The sequence below is a fragment of the Paracoccus aerodenitrificans genome, from assembly GCF_027913215.1.
GTDB classification, from domain to species: domain Bacteria; phylum Pseudomonadota; class Alphaproteobacteria; order Rhodobacterales; family Rhodobacteraceae; genus Paracoccus; species Paracoccus aerodenitrificans.
Map to the genome: position 1 here is coordinate 2,521,420 of NZ_CP115784.1, position 18,733 is coordinate 2,540,152.

12 protein-coding genes and 1 tRNA gene are annotated in these 18,733 nt (G+C 59.6%); 6 read left to right on the forward strand and 7 right to left on the reverse strand.

What is annotated here, in order from left to right; translation table 11 throughout:
- Positions 1 to 23: 23 nt before the first annotated feature.
- Entirely contained in the window at positions 24 to 2,183 is a 2,160-nt protein-coding gene (locus PAE61_RS13805; RefSeq protein WP_271112955.1) for an esterase-like activity of phytase family protein, read from the forward strand.
- Between the two features lie 189 nt (positions 2,184 to 2,372).
- On the opposite strand, the gene mtaB is transcribed toward PAE61_RS13805, so the two are convergent.
- Both mtaB and dapF read right to left on the reverse strand, forming a co-directional pair.
- On the reverse strand, positions 2,373 to 3,626 hold the full coding sequence (mtaB, locus tag PAE61_RS13810; RefSeq protein ID WP_271112956.1) for a tRNA (N(6)-L-threonylcarbamoyladenosine(37)-C(2))-methylthiotransferase MtaB: 1,254 nt from the start codon (positions 3,624 to 3,626) through the stop codon (positions 2,373 to 2,375).
- Positions 3,623 to 4,450 (reverse strand): diaminopimelate epimerase, encoded by an 828-nt coding sequence (dapF, locus tag PAE61_RS13815; RefSeq protein WP_271112957.1) that lies wholly within the window; start codon positions 4,448 to 4,450, stop codon positions 3,623 to 3,625. The genes mtaB and dapF overlap by 4 nt, the downstream gene beginning before the upstream one ends.
- Positions 4,451 to 4,537: 87 nt before the next feature.
- On the opposite strand from dapF, the gene PAE61_RS13820 reads away from it, so the two are divergent.
- Positions 4,538 to 4,613, forward strand: a tRNA-Lys gene (locus tag PAE61_RS13820).
- Positions 4,614 to 4,956: 343 nt separating this feature from the next.
- On the opposite strand, the gene PAE61_RS13825 is transcribed toward PAE61_RS13820, so the two are convergent.
- Positions 4,957 to 5,217, reverse strand: coding sequence for a hypothetical protein (locus tag PAE61_RS13825; protein ID WP_271112958.1), 261 nt, complete (start codon positions 5,215 to 5,217; stop codon positions 4,957 to 4,959).
- Positions 5,218 to 5,680: 463 nt separating this feature from the next.
- Here PAE61_RS13825 and PAE61_RS13830 point away from each other — a divergent pair, with 463 nt between their 5' ends.
- On the forward strand, positions 5,681 to 7,066 hold the full coding sequence (locus tag PAE61_RS13830) for an IS1182 family transposase (RefSeq protein ID WP_271112107.1): 1,386 nt from the start codon (positions 5,681 to 5,683) through the stop codon (positions 7,064 to 7,066).
- A 244-nt stretch (positions 7,067 to 7,310) separates the two neighbouring features.
- Here the strand turns inward: PAE61_RS13830 and PAE61_RS13835 are convergent, their stop codons facing one another.
- A complete protein-coding gene (locus PAE61_RS13835) occupies positions 7,311 to 9,407 on the reverse strand; it encodes an AAA family ATPase (RefSeq protein ID WP_271112959.1) in 2,097 nt (698 codons plus the stop codon).
- Between the two features lie 73 nt (positions 9,408 to 9,480).
- On the opposite strand from PAE61_RS13835, the gene PAE61_RS13840 reads away from it, so the two are divergent.
- The 3 genes from PAE61_RS13840 to PAE61_RS13850 all read left to right on the forward strand — a co-directional run bounded on the left by PAE61_RS13840 (position 9,481) and on the right by PAE61_RS13850 (position 12,303).
- Positions 9,481 to 10,268 (forward strand): IS5 family transposase gene (locus PAE61_RS13840; RefSeq protein WP_271112960.1). Its coding sequence is split into 2 segments (ribosomal slippage): positions 9,481 to 9,820 and positions 9,820 to 10,268, totalling 789 coding nucleotides; the frame shifts between segments, so codons are not numbered across the junction.
- A 37-nt stretch (positions 10,269 to 10,305) separates the two neighbouring features.
- Positions 10,306 to 11,625, forward strand: coding sequence for a flagellar hook-length control protein FliK (locus tag PAE61_RS13845; RefSeq protein ID WP_271112961.1), 1,320 nt, complete (start codon positions 10,306 to 10,308; stop codon positions 11,623 to 11,625).
- 15 nt (positions 11,626 to 11,640) lie between these two features.
- A complete protein-coding gene (locus PAE61_RS13850) occupies positions 11,641 to 12,303 on the forward strand; it encodes a flagellar hook capping FlgD N-terminal domain-containing protein (protein WP_271112962.1) in 663 nt (220 codons plus the stop codon).
- A 223-nt stretch (positions 12,304 to 12,526) separates the two neighbouring features.
- On the opposite strand, the gene PAE61_RS13855 is transcribed toward PAE61_RS13850, so the two are convergent.
- From PAE61_RS13855 to gcvP, 3 genes are all read right to left on the reverse strand, one after another.
- Positions 12,527 to 14,485: a MacB family efflux pump subunit gene (locus tag PAE61_RS13855; protein ID WP_271112963.1), complete on the reverse strand. Its 1,959-nt coding sequence runs from the start codon at positions 14,483 to 14,485 to the stop codon at positions 12,527 to 12,529.
- A complete protein-coding gene (locus PAE61_RS13860) occupies positions 14,485 to 15,657 on the reverse strand; it encodes an efflux RND transporter periplasmic adaptor subunit (RefSeq protein WP_271112964.1) in 1,173 nt (390 codons plus the stop codon). The genes PAE61_RS13855 and PAE61_RS13860 overlap by 1 nt, the downstream gene beginning before the upstream one ends.
- Positions 15,658 to 15,813: 156 nt before the next feature.
- The gene (gene gcvP / locus PAE61_RS13865; protein ID WP_271112965.1) at positions 15,814 to 18,651 is read right to left on the reverse strand and encodes an aminomethyl-transferring glycine dehydrogenase; all 2,838 of its coding nucleotides are present in this window, start codon (positions 18,649 to 18,651) and stop codon (positions 15,814 to 15,816) included.
- Positions 18,652 to 18,733 lie beyond the last annotated feature (82 nt).

Sequence of the window (18,733 nt, forward strand, 5' to 3'; positions counted from 1 at the left end):
AAACAACCTCACAAGGTATTCCCATGCTGCTCCGCAATATGCTTGCCTCCGGTCTGGCGATCATCGCCGCGACTCCCGCTCTGGCCGAACCGACCTTCAACCGCATCGCCAGCTTTGCCACTGCCAATAACATGGCTGAAGGCGAAGATCGGGCCCGCGAAACCTCGGCCGAAATCATGGCAGTGACCGAGGACGGCAACCGGCTGATCTATTCTGACAGCCCGCTCGGTGTGATCGGCATGATCGATATCACCGATGCGCGGATGCCCAAACCGCTTGGCAACATCGATATGGAAGGTGAGCCGACCACCACGGTCGTACGTGGCGACAAGGCATTTGTCGGCGTCAACACCTCGGAATCCTTCACCGAGCCGTCGGGCGTCCTGCGCACGGTCGATCTGAGCAGCAATGAGGTGACCGCAAGCTGCGATCTGGGCGGCCAACCTGACAGCGTCGCGATTTCCCCGGCAGGCGACATGATCGCCGTCGCCATCGAGAATGAGCGCGATGAAGAGGTAAACGACGCAGCACTGCCGCAGATGCCTGCCGGTTTCGTCGTCCGCCTGCCCGTCAACGATGAGGGCGTGGATTGCGCAGCACTTGAGCGGATCGAGTTGACCGGGCTTGCCGATGTCGCCCCCGAAGATCCGGAGCCGGAATTCCTCGACTTCAACGAAGCCGGTGAGATCGCCGTCACGCTTCAGGAAAACAACCATATCGTCGTGATCGGTGCCGATGGTGCCATCGCGTCCGATTTCAGCGCCGGTGCGGTCAGCATTGACGGCGTGGATATCGCCGAAGAGGGTGCTCTGGACTTCACCGGCAGCCTGACCGATATCCCGCGCGAACCCGACGCGCTGAAGTGGCTGGATAACGATCATTTTGTCGTCGCCAATGAGGGCGACTGGAACGGCGGATCGCGCGGTTTCACCATCTTCAACAAGGATGGCAGCGTTGTCTTCGACAGCGGCAACAGCCTTGACCGCGCCCTTGCCGAGATCGGCCATTACCCGGAAGGCCGCTCCGAGAACAAGGGCGGAGAGCCCGAGGCCGTGACGGTCGGCACCTATGGCGATCAGAGGCTGATCTTCGTCGCATCCGAGCGCGGCAGCATCGTCGCCGTCTATGACGCAACCGATCCTGCAGCACCCGAGCTTCTGCAGATGCTGCCCTCGGGCATCGGCCCGGAAGGTCTGGTTCCGATCCCGGCCCGCAACCTGTTCGCCACGGCGAACGAAACCGATCTGGGCGAGGACGGCGCGGCCCGCGCTCATGTCATGATCTTCGAACGTGCCGAGGGTGAGGCGGACTATCCGCTTCTGACCTCTGCCGGTTCCGATCCGCTGATCGGCTGGGGTGCTCTGTCCGGTCTGGCACTGAACCCGTCCGAGCCGACGACGCTCTATGCAATCAGCGACAGTGCCTATGAAACGCAACCTTCCATCTTCACCATCGACGCATCCTCGATGCCGGCGAAAATCACCGCAAAAACGGTTGTGACCCGCGATGGTGCCCCGGCTGAAAAGCTGGATCTGGAAGGCATCGCCACCGTTGGCGAGGGTGGTTTCTGGCTGGCCTCGGAAGGTCACCCCGATAATGAGATCCCCCACGCCGTGCTGCATGTCGGCGCGGATGGTGCGATCACCGAGGAATTTACCCTGCCGGAAGCCTTGCTGGAAGGTCAGGCCCGCTTCGGTCTGGAAGGCATCGCCGTTCAGGACGGCAAGATCTGGGTCGCGGTTCAGCGCGAATGGGCAGACGATCCCGCAGGTCAGGTCAAATTGCTGCAACTTGATCCGGCCTCGGGCGAATGGACCGGCGTCCGCTATCCGCTGGACAGCGGCGAAGGCTGGGTCGGCTTGTCCGAACTGGCAATCAACGGCGACTATCTGTACCTGATCGAACGTGACAACCTGATCGGCGACCGCGCCGCGCTGAAAGCCGTGACCCGCGTTGCTCTGGCCGATCTGGCCCCTGCGGCTCTGGATGGCGATCTGCCGCTGGTAGAAAAAGAAACCGTGCGCGACCTTATCCCCGACATGCAGAAATGGAACGGCTATGTTCAGGACAAGGTCGAGGGCATGGCCATCGCGGAAGACGGCACTGTCTGGATCGTCACCGATAATGACGGTGTCGACGACGCATCAGGCGAAACCCTGATGTGGTCTTTCAAGCTGAACTGAAGCCAACTCTGATCGAGCCGTCGACCGCCGGGAGCAGAAGATTCCGGCGGTTTGCTTTTGTGCAAGGCCACAGTGGCGGTTCCGACACCAGCCGGGGATCACAGGAAGCAAAACTCATCGGATGGGCCACAAGGTCAGGCGAAAAACGAGGCAATCTTCAGCACATCTTCGCCCAGATGCATTTGCGGATCAGGAAACCGTCAGCCTCTTGCCGTCATTTCCGGTCACCGTGATTTCGGTCAGACATCCTTCAGGCATATCCCGGTCGAAGCTCACCTCGGTGAATTGCTCCGTCCGACCGACGCGCGGTCCCTCGGTCAGGATGCGGTGGCGACGGCCTGTCTGGGCGTCCAGATGGCGGCGCAGCGCGACATCTCCTGCCCCGCGCAGCCGTGCCGCGCGGTGCTTGATTTTCTGCCCATCGACCGCAGGCATCCGCGCCGCAGGCGTTCCCTGCCGCGCCGAATAAGGAAAGACATGCAGGAAGGTCAGTCCGCAATCCTCAACCAGCTTCAACGAGCTTTCGAACATCGCATCGGTCTCGGTCGGGAAACCGGCGATAATATCAGCGCCGAACACGATCTCGGGGCGCAGGCGGCGTGCATCCTCACAGAAACGGATCGCATCGTCGCGCAGATGGCGGCGCTTCATCCGTTTGAGGATCATATCGTCGCCAGCCTGAAGCGACAGATGCAGATGCGGCATCAGGCGAGGCTCGGTCGCGATGGCCTGCATGAGATTATCGTCAGCCTCGATGCTGTCGATGCTTGAGATCCGCAACCGAGGCAGATCCGGCACCAGTTTCAGGATCCGCATCACCAGATCGCCAAGCCGAGGCGTCCCCGGCAGATCGGCACCCCATGAGGTCAGGTCGACTCCGGTCAGCACGACCTCATTGAAGCCGCGATCGCGCAACCGCTTGATCTGATCGACCACGACACCGGCAGGAACCGAACGCGAATTGCCGCGGCCATAGGGAATAATGCAGAAGGTACAACGGTGATCGCAACCATTCTGAACCTGCACATAGGCCCGGTGCCGCCCGAATCCGTCGATCAGGTGACCGGCGGTTTCCTCGACCGACATGATATCGTCCACAATCACCCGCTCGGTCTGACCGATCAGATCGGGGGTGAGGCTGGCCCAGGTCGCGTGCTGCATCTTCTCGGTATTGCCGACAACGCGTGTCACTTCGGGCATGGCTGCGAAGGTCTCGGGCTCGGTCTGGGCAGCGCATCCGGTGACGATCACCGGCGCACCGGGATTGTCGCGGGCGAGACGGCGGATATCCTGCCGGGCCTTGCGCACAGCCTCGGCTGTCACCGCGCAGGTATTCACAATGACCGCGCCTTTCAGCCCGGCCGCCTCGGCCATTTCGCGCATCGCCTCGGATTCATAGGCATTCAGGCGGCAGCCATGTGTAGAGAAAACCGGAGCGCTCATCCCCGCCAGACCCCGTCAAAGACATGAGCAGTTGGGCCGGTCATCCAGACGCCATCCTCGCGCCAGTCAATCCATAGCGTACCGCCCGCAAGCTCGACCTGCACCTTCCGCCCGGTAATCCCGCGCCGCGCCGCAGCCACCGCTGCCGCGCAGGAGCATGACCCCGAGGCAAGCGTCTTGCCAACACCCCTTTCCCAGACCCGGACATGCAGCGTATCGGGCGCAATCAGCTGGCAGATCTCGACATTCGTGCGCTCGGGATAAAGCGGATGAACCTCGTGCCGCGCACCGAATGCAGCAAAATTGCCCGCATCGGCAGGGTCATCCATGAAGAAGGTCATATGAGGATTTCCCATTCCGGTCGCAACCGGATCCCCTTCGATGGGCAGATGATCGATATCGACCTCTTCCGCCAGCGGGATCCTGCGCCAGTCCAGAACCGGCGGCCCCATATTCACCCGGGTCAGCCCATCCCCGGCATCCTCGGCAACCAGCACGGCATGATCAGTCCTGAGCCGCAGCGCCTTGTGGCCCGTGGAGTCCATCAGAAACCGCGCGATACAGCGCGTGGCATTCCCGCAAGCCGCCGAGGGCGAGCCGTCTGCGTTGAAGAAAACCAGCCGTGCATCGGCGTCGTCATCATGGCCGATCGTCGCAAGCTGATCGAATCCCACCCCGAAATGCCGGTCGGCAATAGCCGCGATCGCAGCAGCATCCGGCGCCTCCAGCCCGTGGCGGAGATCGATGACGACAAAATCATTGCCGAGTCCATGCATCTTCATGAACGGCAGACCGGGCTGACGGGCGTGTTCCATCCGCCTCATATAGTGCGCCCCAAAACTTTTCGCCAGACACGTGTTTTTCCACTTGACCCCGCAGGCGCGCAAAACTAGGAAAGCGCCCTGTGATGTGGGCCCGTAGCTCAGTTGGTAGAGCAACTGACTTTTAATCAGTGGGTCACAGGTTCGAATCCTGTCGGGCTCACCACTTATCATTAAATATGACGGGTGACACCCGAGTTGGCCATTTTGGACAGGATTTTGTCCATTTGCGACAGATATCCTGTCCATTGGCGCTCCTCTTGTTCAGAGCGACCTAAGCTTTGCCTCAAAGATCAACTATCGCAGCGGTTCTCGCCTTCGCGATTGGGACGCGTTCGATAGGAGGGGCGGTTTACGGAATTTCGTCGCGCACACGAACCAATGTTAGTGGAAAGTTCCGGAATTTGACCAATGCGAAACCCGAGTGCTTCAATCAGCATTGCGCGTGTCAAGTTTCGTATCGTACGCTGAGCCACCGACCTCAGGTAGACTCGGGGCGGTTTGTGGAATTACTCTGCGGCAACTGCATGATGTGCGGTCAGGATGACCAGAACGCCGCCATCAAGATCAACCTGATCCGATTGCGTCGGCTCCGGGAACGGATTGCGGTCGCGGGCCATATCAGCCAGAAGCTCTTGCATGATCACCGTGGCGTCAATCAGGGCCGCGTCCTGTGACGCACCTGTTGCGTTGATCAGCAAGTCAGGGACCACAACACCGAAAAATCCGTACGCGTCGACCGGGTAGATGACGGCAGGATAGTAGATCATGGCTTTCCCTTTCATTTCAGAGTGACGCCGGTTTGCTGCTCAATGGCCCTGACAACGGTTTCCGATATTTCGCGCTGGCGCGATAGTACCGAAACTTTTTCGTCGCCGCGAGAGATGGCCGTGTAATTACCTCTCTCCCTGAAGGTCAGCGAAGCGCAAGGTTTTTCTGATGTCCGGATCAGACAGGTACAAATTCAAGGGAAAAATAGAGGCTGTCCGCTTGAGTTCGTATTCCAAACGCACTCGGCATGGAATCCCTGAACTGGTCTGCATGCTGTCCACAGAAACTGGACAGGTTGAGCGGAGCGAAGGCGAGCAGCGCGGAGACCTCAACGATCGCTGTGGTTCTCGCTTTCGCGATCTCGATGCGATCGACAGGACGGGCTTATTTTGTTGAAAAACTCGTGCTTGATTGAAGGGCATCTGGCTGATTCAATTCCTGCAATGGGTGGGAGGATTGGCGATGATGGGACCGCGGCAGGAGGCGCAGCCGGCGCTGTTTTACGAGTTCTCACTGGAGGATCATGTTCCTCAGGAGCATCTTCTTCGGTCCATTGATCGGTTTGTCGATCTCAGCAGCATCCGTGCGCATCTTTCGGATTTCTACAGCCACACCGGCCGGCCGTCTGTCGATCCCGAGTTGCTGATCCGGATGCTGCTGGTTGGCTATTGCTTCGGCATTCGTTCGGAGCGGCGCCTTTGCGAAGAGGTGCATCTGAATCTGGCCTATCGCTGGTTCTGCCGCCTGGATCTCAGCGACCGGGTTCCGGATCATTCGACGTTTTCGAAGAACCGGCACGGGCGGTTCCGCGACAGCGAGTTGCTGAGGCATCTGTTCGAGATGACCGTCACGCGCTGCATCGAGGAGGGGCTGGTCAGCGGGCAGCGGCTGGCGGTGGATGCCAGCCTGATCGAGGCGGATGCCAATAAGCAGAACTCGACAGCGAAGGAAGATTGGGATGCAACGCTGATAGACCCCTCGGATGCGCCCCGCGCCGTGCGCGAATACCTTGACACGTTGGACAAGGCCGCATTTGGCGCCGCCAGCGAGGTCCATCCGAAATTCACCTCACATTCCGACCCGGCCAGCCAATGGACGGCGGCGCGCAAAGGTCCGGCATTCTTCAGCTATTCCGACAATTACCTGATCGACACGGATCATGGCGTGATTGTCGATGTCGAGGCGACACGATCCATCCGGCAGGCCGAGGTCGGATCAACCAAAACCATGCTGAAGAGGGTGAAAGACAAGTTCGACCTGCATCCTGAACGCCTGATCGCGGATACCGCCTACGGCACCGGACCGATGTTGGGCTGGCTGGTCGACAGGGGCATTGCCCCGCATATCCCTGTCTTCGACAAGTCCGGGCGCAATGACGGCACCTGGACCCGGGCAGACTTCGAATGGGATGCAGAGAACGATCAATACATCTGCCCGGAAGGTCACAGGCTCAAACAGTTCCGCCGCAACTATTCGGACCCGAACCGCGGCCCGACTGGCAAGGGAACCGCCAAATACCGCGCACTGAAACTGACCTGCCAGCCCTGCCCATCGAAACAGAAGTGCTGCCCGAACGCCGATGCCAGATCAATCACCCGCGAGGAACACGAAGATGCGCGCCAGATCGCCCGGGACATCGCCAAGACCCGCCAATACGAAATCTCGATGAAGCTCCGCAAGAAGGTCGAGATGCTGTTTGCTCATCTGAAACGCATCCTCGGGCTGGGGCGCCTGCGGCTAAGGGGACCTTGCGGCGCGAACGACGAATTCCTCCTTGCCGCCACCGCCCAGAACCTCCGCAAACTCGCCAAGATCTTTCCTGCACCGCAGCATCCGCGAAAAGCCTGACACCAGAAAGGCTTGCACCCGAAGGAAACGGTCCAAAAGGCCCCCGATGGCAACGCGTTTTTCCACAGAATGGGCGGAAAGCGGACATGCGGCGGTGCGGCATTGCATCCGCGGCGACACGGGCAAGGCGGTTGTTTATCCGACTCGCGGCACACCCGGCAGAAACCGGTCTGATGACAGCGTAGAAACCTGATGCAGCGTACTCGCAGGCAGGCCGGTTGGCGCCTTCCCCGAGACGGCACACCTAGTGTTCCAGAGCGTCAGGCAGATCACCAAGAAACCGCCGCAGCTTATCACACAAAACTTGGTTCTTGCGAACCTGCTGCCGAACGGCACCTTCGTAGTCTTTGTAGGTCGGGAACCGCAGCGTCTGCGCCACTTGTCCACGCGCGTTGCATTCACGCATTTTATAGCGGCGAAGAAGTGTTTCTAGGTCGTTCTGCGCAACGGCTGCATCAAAGCGATCTAGTTCCTCTTTTAGGACGGCATCAAGGTCGAGCAGAATTGTCCGCGGCCCCCCAGCTTGAACGTCCTCCCAAGTCGGAGCCTGCCGCTGAAGATGCTCGCTCAACTGCATCTCGGCGGCGCGAGCGCAAAGACGGTCCTTCTGCTTAGCGAGTTCGCGCACCGCGCCAGCGATGGCGGTCTCCTGCATTATCGCGGCGTCGAACCCATCGAGGTGTTCGGCCTGAGCCAGCGCCACAGCTTTGATCACATCGGGGTGGTAGTATAGAGCTTCAACGGCGTTCAGGCCCAAGACGTATACCCGATCTTTCACGTGTTCGTTACGGGTGTCGTCATCGCGTCCGTCGTGGTCGATCAGCCCGAACACCTCGATGTGATGGAGGCCAGAAGCGCCACGCATCCCCTTCGTAGCCGCGATGACGTCGCGCGACGATCCTTTGGGCACGACGGAGACGCCGGGAAGGAGGGTCGCATAAAGACCGCCATCCAGGCTGGCATCGGTGCCTTCTACGAAGAGAACGCGGCGGCGCGCGCCAAGGATGTCGCGGCGGACAAGCTCCGGGACGTCCTCGCCCGCGTCGAGAAGGTCAAAGTCCCACGCGACCACCTGCTGCGTTGGTCCGGCCCGCCGGACGTCGCGCATAAGGAGCATCCGCGCCTGGGGATGCTCAACGGCGAGGTCTATGGCATGAGTTGAGACGACCATTGCGCAGTCGGGCCGTTCGGCGAAGAGGTCGCGCAGGAGCGGTGCGATAATGGCGTGGTTCAGGTGCCGCTCGGGCTCGTCGAGGAGGAGGACGGAGTCGGGCGGTGCGATCAGCACGGTCGCGGCGAGGAAAATGGCGGCCCGTTCGCCGTCCGAGACTTCCGCAAAATCGAATGGCTCACCTCCCTCATGTTGGGCTTGCACGGCACGGAATCCGTCGATCTTTACCGTAATCTTGAGTTGGGCTGATGCGAGCAGGCGGTTGAGCTTGTCGACGGGCGTTTCCTCGACGCGGGCAAGTCGAAACTGCGCGCCGCTCGGGTCATCCCGACTGAACTTTGCAAGCGCTTGGTCCAGCCGAACCTGCTCGTTCACAAGATCGAAGAGAAGTGCTTGAACACGGTCAATGTGCGTTTGATCTGAGAAGCGGGCCTGCTCTTGTCGCTCCCAGTGAGACACGTGCTGCTCGTGCTGTTGGCGACTAGCAGCTGTCATCGTCATCGCACCGCTCTGCGTCCACATCTGTCGGTGCGCGGCGACACGGATCACGCTGGTTCCCGCGCCTCGCGATTTCATCAGTGACTGGAGAAACGACGACTTACCGGTCCCGTTGGAACCAAGAAGGAATACGCGATCGCCCACGCTGAGGGGCAAGGTGATTTGCGGCAAATCCCCGTTGTGATCGAACCGATTTATGATCGGAGCGAGGAGCTGGACGCGGTTGGTGCTGTCGATAGCCTCTTGCTTCATCCGTGCCTCTCGTTCGGTCGGGACGACCTGATACTGGAGCGTCAGCCGATCCTCAGGGTCGCCGTGGCTGGTCGCCATCACGTCGATCACCTGAACGGCGAGGAACCGACCGTTGGTATTTTCGATGACGAGGACTTGCCCCTCTTTGGGCCTGCGCGTGCGGGACGTGAAATCCAGCGGCGTAATGTCGTCAGGCGTGATGTCGGTTGGGTTCTTGGCGATTTCAGCAATGGCAATGCCACGCGTGCTGGCTGGATCATTATAGGCAATAATGTCGGTGCCGCTTGAACTGGACCATTTGGTCTCGAAGGATGTTTCTCCCTCACCAAATAAAGCGCGCCCATCATGCTCAGCGTACCGAATGACAGCTTGCCCAGAGGGCGCGGTGAAATGAGGTGGGGGAACCTGATTATACTTCATGGGCTGAGCCTAGGCTGTGTTGACAAAAGGGATTCACACGAGGCGCGTGGCATGATTCAAGCTGGTATCTGCGATGGAGAACAGCTTGGCACGAGACCTCATGTCGGACGAAGAATGGACGTTCTTCGAGCGCTTCATCCTGACGGTCCGCGCTCCGAACGGACGCAGGCCGTCCAACCACCGCCTCGTCCTGGATGGCATTTTCTGGATCGCTCGAACGGGGGCGCCATGGCGTGACCTGCCTGAGGAGTTTGGGAAATGGTCCAGTGTCTACCGCCAGTTCCGACGTTGGACCCTGGCGGGGCTATGGGAGGAGATCATGGAGGCGTTGAACGAAAGCGGCGCCGTCCCGGACGCGCTCCAGATGATCGACAGCACCGTGGTTCGCGCTCACCATCAGGCAGCGGGCGCTAAAGGGGGACTCCGAGACAGGGTTTCGGCCGTTCAAGGGGTGGTTTCACGACCAAGATCCATCTCCGCGTCAATGCGCGTGGCTTGCCCATGAGGACGGATATCACGCCGGGACAGACCTCGGACTATACCGGCTTCGATCTGGTCATGGCTGACAACTTGCCCGAGCCGAGTGTGCTGCTGGCGGATCGCGGCTACGACGCCGACAGCATCCGCAGGACCATGGAGGCACGAAATGTGCTGCCGGTCATTCCGATGCGCAAGTCGCGGAAAAGGCGTATCGGCGTCGACCGTTCCCTCTATCGGCTGCGCAACCTGGTCGAGCGGTGTTTCAACAAGCTCAAGAACGCCCGCCGCGTCGCCACCCGCTATGACAAGACCGCAGAAAGCTACCTCGGTTTCATCGACATCACGTCAATCCGCCTCTGGCTCCGCCATTTGTCAACATGACCTAGGCGAAAAAAATCTACCTTGCAACATTCCGTTTATGAAAGAAAGATCTCTGAGGGCGAATAATACACCCTATTTCAACGCAAATTGTAATTCAGCGCTCTGGTCTATCCCGGATCCAGAAACGGCAAAACGATTTCCTGAATTTTGCTCGAGTTCAGATACCACAGCACCACTTGGGCCAGTATATGCTGAGCAAACGACCGGTCGTTCAAAGGACTATTCTACCGATAAGCTAGCAGAGCTTTTAAACTCGGTTCAGCAACAACGCCAGGATGGCTCGAGCACGGCATCAAAGGAACATAGCCCACCATCGCAGTCCAGAATCGAAATGCCAGAAACACATTCGGTGCGCCCTCCTCCTCTGAACATAGAAGCAGAGGGTTTCTTTACACCGAATCACGATCTAAGTCCTATTAAGAATGACAACGCGGGAAAGGCTGCAAAGCAGGCCGTCGCTGCATCTGTAAAGTCGGACTATGAGTTAGCTGATCTTGAGGCTTCGGGACCAAAATTTATCCGTCGTTACTACGGTCGGTCAGAATCAGGATCAACGCAGACATCTTCCAATTGTTTTCCGAGGACAGGTAACATCTCTGATGTAGATCACCCGGTTTCTGAATCAGGAAAACATTTTCCTGATTCAGATTTGGGTCCAATAACACAAACGTCAAAGAATAATGTCATACAGTCGATAACTAAAATTCCCGTAATCAGCGCCGAAGAGAAGATCTTTCTCCACACTCCACCTTTTCGTGGATACCGGAAAGAGGTTTCTACGACCATGTCCAGTCATCAGCCTCTGCACAAAATAATAATAAAACCGGATCAGCCTCCTCTGAAACCCATGGAAATTGTCTCACAACAGTCAACAGAGGTGGTCGAAGCCGACCTGCAAAAGACCTATCCGATCCCCGCGCTCATCTCACATACAGCAGCTAGTCACCATAAGGGGGAAGTACTCGCACCAGTCCAACAGGTCGCTTCAGCCATTATGCAAGTCTCCGCAACGGACAGATATGCAAGCGTGATTCTGTCTCCTGACGAGTTGGGCCATGTTACATTCTCGATCACGCAGGCCGATGGCAATCTTGCTATCACTATCACTGCAGAGCGGTCAGAAACACTTCTTCTGCTTCGTAGGAACGTTGACCAACTTCAATCCGAACTGATGTCTTTGGGACAGGAAAGTGCGTCATTCAACTTCCATGATACAGGTCACGAAAGTGATCGTCGGTTCCACCGCGCTGATACTCTGGACGAAGAGAGAACGCTTCTCGAACAAGCTCAGATTACCATCAGTGAAACTTTCGCATCGCGAAATGCCGCGTCCGGACGGTTGGACCTCCGGGTTTAGAGAAAAGGAATACAGATGCAGACGACTGCAGCAGCTCAGTCCAGCCACGTCAATCCGCCCCCCAAAGCAGAGCCGCAAAAACGCATCGCGGGCGGAGATTTTGAAACCTTCCTGAAGATGCTGACCGCGCAGATCAAGAACCAGGACCCTCTGAACCCGATGGAAGGATCGGACTTTGCGGTTCAGCTTGCCACATTTTCAGGGGTCGAACAGCAGGTCCAGACGAACGCCTTGCTGACAAAGCTGGCAGCTCGCGACGGGGATGATCTGGTGCGCTATGCTGGGTTCGTCGGCAAGCAGATACGGACCACCGGACCTGTCCAGTTTGCAGACAAGCCCCTGATCATGGAACTGTCGCCGGATCCGGGGGCCGACCGACACAGAATTGTTGTTATCGACAGTTTCGGAGAGCAGGTGGCCAATGACGATATTGGCGATGCGAGCGGGCTGATCCGGTGGAACGGCACGCTTATCGACAGCCAGCCGCTTGCACATGGGACGTATCGCTTCCGTTTGGACAGCTACAGCGGTGAGACACTGCTCTCGACAACCGAAGTTCCAGTCTACAGCACAGCGATGGAGGTGCGGCGCGACAACGGTGAAATCTTCTTCGTGCTTGAGGGAGGGGTGCGGGCCGGGCTTGAGAATATCATGGGCCTGAGCGTTGGTACATCTTGACCCAGAACGCCTTGGCGGCACTTGCCGAACGAGAAACCGGATACATGTCAGAGATCGCGTCATGATCTTCTGCGGAGTAATGCAGTCGATGCCCTCAGCGCCGGGTCCGTGCAAAATTCAGGCGGAGCCGCAGTACCATGCCGGGATCGTAGCTTACCTCCGTTCGACAACCAGCGGACCAGATTGCATGACCACTTCGGTCGCCGCGTCAATTCCAGCAGGGTCATTCCCGGCTCAGCGCGACGACCGGATCAAGCTGGGCAGCCGAACGTGCAGGCAGGAAGCCAAAGGCAATGCCGATCACCGTCGAAGACAGAAACGCGACGACAATAGACAGGATCGAGAAGTTCAGCCTGACGCTTTCCGTAAGCGACGCAGCCAGCCCGCCTGCGCCCAGCGCGACCAGGATTCCCAGAACCCCGCCGACCAGACAGACCAGCACCGATTCGATGAGAAACTGGGCCGTGATATCCGACCGCCTTGCGCCAACGGCCATGCGGACGCCGATTTCTTTCGTGCGCTCGGTCACCGATACCAGCATGATATTCATCACGCCGATTCCTCCGACAATCAGCGAGATCACCGCAATCGCCGCGACCAGCAAAGTCATCGTGCCGGTGGTAGAGGTCACCATCTGCCGGATCGTATCGCTGTTCTGCAGAAAGAAATCCTGCGTTCCATGCCGGGCCAGAAGCAGTTGTGACATCTCCTCTTGCGCCTGCGCCATGCCATAAGCATCGGCAACCTGCACCGTTATGCTGCTGAGATGTTTCTGCCCCGAAACACGCGACATCACCGTCGTATAGGGCAGCCAGACATTCAGCGAATCCGGCCCGAAACTGGCACCGCTGGATCTGACGACGCCGATCACACGCACCGGGACATGACCGATATGCAGAACCTGCCCGACGGGGTCCTCACCGCCGGGAAAAAACGTATCGCGCGTTTCTTCGTCGATCACCGCGGATTGCGACAGCTCGGAAATATCGTCTGCATCGAACAGGCTGCCCGCGACGGTCTGATAAGAATGCAACGTGAAATAATCGTTATTCACCCCGTTGATCGAGGAGCTCGCCTCAATCGCGCCGAACCGCACCGTCGCGTTGTCATTCACCGCAGGAGAGACACCGGCGGCATAATCCTGTTGCGCAAGCGCCTGCGCATCAGAGGGCACCAGAGTCCTGATCCGCCCCGATCCCCGTGCGCCGAAGCCAGCACCTGCCCGCACGGTTATCGTATTCGTGCCAAGCGAGCTGATATCCTCAAGCACCTTCTCCCGCGCACCCGAACCAATCGCAACCACAAGTACCACCGAAGCAATACCGATGATGATCCCCAGCATGGTCAGGAAACTGCGCATCCTGTGCGACTTCATCGCCAACAGCGCGGTTCGCAGCGCCTCTGTCAACTGGCTGACGCCCAGACAGGGCCAGTTACCGGCAGAGGGCGCTGCATGCGCGGGCAGTTCAGCCAAAGTCTTGCCCGTCCCGCTATCGGAGATAATCCGCCCGTCGCTGATTTCGATCACCCGGTCAGCACGCGCCGCGACATCGGGATCATGTGTGACGATGATAATAGTATGCCCCTGACGGTTCAGGTCCAGCAAAAGCTCCATCAGCTCGGCGCTGCTTTTGCTGTCGAGCGCCCCGGTCGGCTCATCGGCAAGGATAACCTCGCCGCCATTCATCAGCGCCCGCGCGACAGAAACACGCTGCTGCTGCCCCCCGGAAAGCTCATTCGGCCGGTGATCCACCCGCCCCGACAGGCCAAGCTGCGCCAGCAATGCCTGCGCCCGTTCCTTGCGGGTCCGACGGGCCTCACCGGCATAGATGGCCGGGACCTCGACATTTCCGACCGCATCCAGATCGCCAAGAAGCTGATAACGCTGAAAAATGAAGCCAAAATGAGACCGGCGCAGCCTGGCCTGCTCATCCGGGGTCAGCGTACCGACATTTCGTCCGTCGAACAGATAGCTGCCGCTGCTTGGCCGGTCCAGACAGCCGAGAATATTCATGAGCGTCGATTTGCCCGAGCCAGAAGCCCCGATGATCGCAACCAGTTCACCCGCATGGATATCAAGATCCACATCCTGAAGAACCGTGACCGTCTCATCGCCGGCCCTGAAACTGCGACCGATTCCACGCAGGGAAATCAGCGGTTCCTTGCCATTTTGCGCGATCATCAGAACCTCATCGGCGGACGGCCGCGGCGGTCTTCGGCACCATTGGGCTGCGCAGCAAGCCGATTGCCGGTCACGACCATCTCACCTTCGGACAGGCCCGAGACGATTTCGGCATTCACCTTGTTATCAAGCCCGACGGTCACATCACGCCGGGTTGTTGTTTCGCCAGCGCGCTCATAAAGCAGCACATATCTGCCCTGACCATCTCTTCTGATCGCGGCAGATGGAACGGTGATGACATTATCAGCCCGCGCCAGTTCGATGGTCACCTGGGCAGTCATGCCAATCCGCAGAGTGCCCTGCGGATTATCGACTTTCAGCATCCCATTATAATAAATGGCGGTTTCACTGTCGATCGTATCGCTTTCCTCGATTGCGGTCGGCGCAGGTTCGATTTCGCGCAGAACTGCCTTGAAAGACCGATCCGTCGCACCCAGCGTGGTGAAGCTGGCATTCTGCCCCGGCTGAACCCGCATCACATCCGCTTCCGAAATCTCGGCCTTGACCAGCATCGTCGTCAGATCGGCCAGCTTGACGATGGTGGGCGCGTCATTATTGGCGTTAACGGTCTGACCCTGCTCAACCACCACAGCCACCACGGTGCCGTCAGTCGGGGCGGTAATCCGGGTCCGGTCAAGCGCGATCCTTGCGGTGGACAGCGTGACCTCTGCCGCCGCTTTCCGGGCTTTCAGCGCGTCAAGCTCTGCCTCATAGATCCGCACCTCGGAATGCGCGGTCTCCAGCGTTTCGGCGGTGGCATAGCTTTGCGCGTTCAGGCCCTTCTGCCGCTCATAGGTCAAACCGGCGCGGTCAAGCTGCGCCTGTTTCGCGGCAATCTGCGCGTCCAGATTGGCCAGTTCAGCTTCCGCCATCTGCACATCATTCTGCTGATCCTGCGAATCGATCTGGGCGATCAACTGCCCCGCTTCGACCTTCTGGCCCAGCGAAACCGCCAGCGTCTCAATCTGCCCGGAGACACGAGCGCCGACACTGACCAGTTCCGCCGCTTCCAGCATGCCCGAGGCCAGCACCGTCTGCGCAACCGATCCGATTTCAGCCCGCGCGATAGCAGGCGGGGCAGAAGGCGTCGGCTGGGACAGAACCCGCCAGCCGAATGCAGCCGCCCCAAGCGCAACGATCAGCAGAACGAGAAAGGATTTCCGAAATTTCATCGAGTACTCCGATGGGCAGATAGAATCGCCACCGGACTCATCCGGCAGGTTCATCATCTTATGGCAGAGCTGCCTCAAACGGAATCCAAACAGAAAAGGCCCGGTCGCAACAAACCGCGACCGGGCCGGATTTTTCGTGAATTGCGTGACCCTGCCTTATTCCGCCGCCTCGGCGTAATCCTCCAGAGGCGGACAGGTGCAGATCAGGTTCCGGTCGCCATGCGCATTATCCACCCGCCCGACCGGCGGCCAGTATTTGTCCACCCGGAACGCGCCTGCAGGGAAACAGCCCTGTTCACGGCTATAGGCTCGGTCCCATTCGGCAACCAGATCCTCAACCGTGTGCGGGGCATGGCGCAACGGGCTGGCTTCGACCGCAATATCGCCATTCGCGACGGCCTGAATTTCCTCACGGATCGACAGCATGGCAGAGATGAAGCGGTCGATTTCCGCCTTGGTTTCGGATTCCGTCGGCTCGACCATCAGCGTGCCAGAGACCGGCCAGCTCATCGTCGGCGCGTGGAAACCGTTATCGATCAGCCGTTTGGCGATATCGTCCACGGTCACGCCATGTTCGGCAAAGGGCCGTGTGTCGATGATGCATTCATGCGCCACGCGTCCGCGATTACCCATGAACAGGATCGGATAGGCCCCGGCCAGCCGCGCAGCGATGTAATTCGCATTCAGAATCGCCACGCGCGTCGCCTGCGTCAGCCCCGCGCCGCCCATCATCAAAATATAGGCCCAGGAGATCAGCAGGATCGAGGCGCTGCCGAAGGGTGCCGCCGATACCGCCCCTTCCCCGGTCTGGGGATCGCCGGGCAGATGCGGGGCCAGATGCGCCTTCACCCCGATCGGCCCCATACCCGGCCCGCCACCGCCATGCGGGATGGCGAAGGTCTTGTGCAGGTTCAAATGGCTGACATCGCCGCCGATCTCACCCGGTTTCACCAACCCGACCAGAGCGTTCATATTCGCCCCGTCAATATAGACCTGCCCGCCATGATCATGCGTGATCTTGCAGACCTCGCGCACGGTGTCTTCAAACACGCCATGCGTCGAAGGATAGGTAATCATCACCGCCGCCAGCCGGTCGCCCGCAGCCTTCGCCTTGTCGCTGAAATCCTCCAGATCAATGTCACCATTCGGCGCGGACTTCACCACGACAACCTTCATACCGCACATCTGCGCACTTGCCGGGTTGGTCCCATGCGCACTGGACGGCACCAGACACACATCCCGCTGATCGTCGCCATTCGCGCGGTGATAGGCCTGAATTGTCAAAAGCCCCGCATATTCCCCCTGCGCACCGCTGTTCGGCTGCATGGAAAACGCGTCATAGCCGGTGATCGTGCACAGTTTCTGCGTCAGATCCTCCAGCATCTCGGCATAGCCCGCCGCCTGATCCGCCGGCGCAAACGGATGCAAGGCCCCGAATTCCGGCCATGTGATCGGCATCATCTCGGCTGCGGCGTTCAGCTTCATCGTGCAGGAGCCAAGCGGGATCATCGCCCGATCCAAGGCCAGATCCCGGTCCGAGAGCCGCCGCATATAACGCATCATCTCGGACTCGGCCCGGTTCATATGGAACACCGGATGGGTCAGGTAATCGCTTTCCCGCAGCAGATCCTCAGGGATCGCAGGCGCTGTGGCAGGCGTGGCGGGATCGGTGATCCCGAACGCATCCAGCAGCCGCGCGATGACGCTGGCATCGGTGGTCTCATCCACCGAGATCCCGACCCGATCCCGCCCGATTCTGCGCAGATTGATCCCGTGATTACGCGCCGCCGCCAGAATGCCAAGCTGGCCCACACCCACCCGAACGGTGATCGTGTCGAAGAAGGCCTCCGGCTGAACCTCCGCCCCGGCAGCCCGCAGCGCATCGGCAATCGTCACCGCATTCAGATGCACGCGCTGCGCAATCGCCCGCAGCCCCACCGGCCCGTGGAACACAGCATAGAACGACGCCATCACAGCCAGCAAAGCCTGCGCCGTGCAGACATTCGACGTGGCCTTCTCACGCCTGATATGCTGCTCACGGGTCTGCAGCGCCAGCCGGTAGGCCTGATTGCCCTTCGCATCGATGGAGACACCCACGATCCGCCCCGGCATCGCCCGCTTGAACTCATCCCGGCAGGACATGAAAGCGGCGTGCGGGCCGCCATAGCCCATCGGCACCCCAAACCGCTGGCTCGACCCGACGCAGATATCCGCCCCCATCGCGCCCGGCTCGCGAAGCAGGCACAGCGCCAGCAGATCCGTCGCCACGATGGCCACAGCTTTCGCGTCGTGCAAAGCCTCACATTCCGCCGACAGATCCCGGATATGACCGAACGTGCCGGGATACTGGAAGATCGCGCCGAACACGGCCTGCGGGTCCAGATCCTCGGGCTTGCCCCTGATGACTTCAATCCCAAGCGGCAGCGCACGCGTTTCGATCACTGAAATCGTCTGCGGATGCAGGTTCTCGCTGACGAAGAACCCCTTCGCCTTCGACTTCGCCACACGCTGCGCCATCGCCATCGCCTCGGCTGCCGCCGTCGCCTCGTCCAGCAAGGACGCATTCGCCACCGGCAGCCCGGTCAGATCGCTGACCATCGTCTGATAATTCAGCAGCGCCTCAAGCCGCCCCTGCGCAATCTCGGGCTGATAGGGGGTATAGGCCGTATACCACGCCGGGTTTTCCAGAATATTCCGCTGGATCGCAGGCGGAGTCACCGTGCCGTAATAACCCTGCCCGATCAGGCTGGTCATCACCTCGTTCTTCGCCGCCACATCCCGCATTTTCTCAAGCAAGGCAGCTTCGGACAAAGCCTCCCACCCCAACGCCTCATCCTGCCGGATCGAGCCCGGCACGGTCTGCTCGATCAGCGTATCGAGGCTGTCCACCCCGACGGCCGCAAGCATCTCGTCCATCTCAGCCGGAGACGGGCCGATATGGCGGCGATTGGCGAAATCATCGGGGTTATAGTCGGTGGGATTCCAGCGTGTCATCTATCCATCCTCGCCCGGACAAATCTCTTCATCCTGGCCGAAATATCCTCGGGGGTGCGGGGGCAGACAGCCCCCGCTCCGG

Bases quoted from the DNA above. Each gene is read 5' to 3' on its own strand.
- PAE61_RS13835 (WP_271112959.1), bottom strand. From the start codon at position 9,407: ATGAAGTATAATCAGGTTCCCCCACCTCATTTCACCGCGCCCTCTGGG.
- PAE61_RS13830 (WP_271112107.1), top strand. From the start codon at position 5,681: ATGATGGGACCGCGGCAGGAGGCGCAGCCGGCGCTGTTTTACGAGTTC.
- PAE61_RS13845 (WP_271112961.1), top strand. From the start codon at position 10,306: ATGAAAGAAAGATCTCTGAGGGCGAATAATACACCCTATTTCAACGCA.
- dapF (WP_271112957.1), bottom strand. From the start codon at position 4,450: ATGAGGCGGATGGAACACGCCCGTCAGCCCGGTCTGCCGTTCATGAAG.
- PAE61_RS13860 (WP_271112964.1), bottom strand. From the start codon at position 15,657: ATGAAATTTCGGAAATCCTTTCTCGTTCTGCTGATCGTTGCGCTTGGG.
- PAE61_RS13825 (WP_271112958.1), bottom strand. From the start codon at position 5,217: ATGATCTACTATCCTGCCGTCATCTACCCGGTCGACGCGTACGGATTT.
- PAE61_RS13805 (WP_271112955.1), top strand. From the start codon at position 24: ATGCTGCTCCGCAATATGCTTGCCTCCGGTCTGGCGATCATCGCCGCG.
- PAE61_RS13850 (WP_271112962.1), top strand. From the start codon at position 11,641: ATGCAGACGACTGCAGCAGCTCAGTCCAGCCACGTCAATCCGCCCCCC.
- PAE61_RS13855 (WP_271112963.1), bottom strand. From the start codon at position 14,485: ATGATCGCGCAAAATGGCAAGGAACCGCTGATTTCCCTGCGTGGAATC.
- gcvP (WP_271112965.1), bottom strand. From the start codon at position 18,651: ATGACACGCTGGAATCCCACCGACTATAACCCCGATGATTTCGCCAAT.
- mtaB (WP_271112956.1), bottom strand. From the start codon at position 3,626: ATGAGCGCTCCGGTTTTCTCTACACATGGCTGCCGCCTGAATGCCTAT.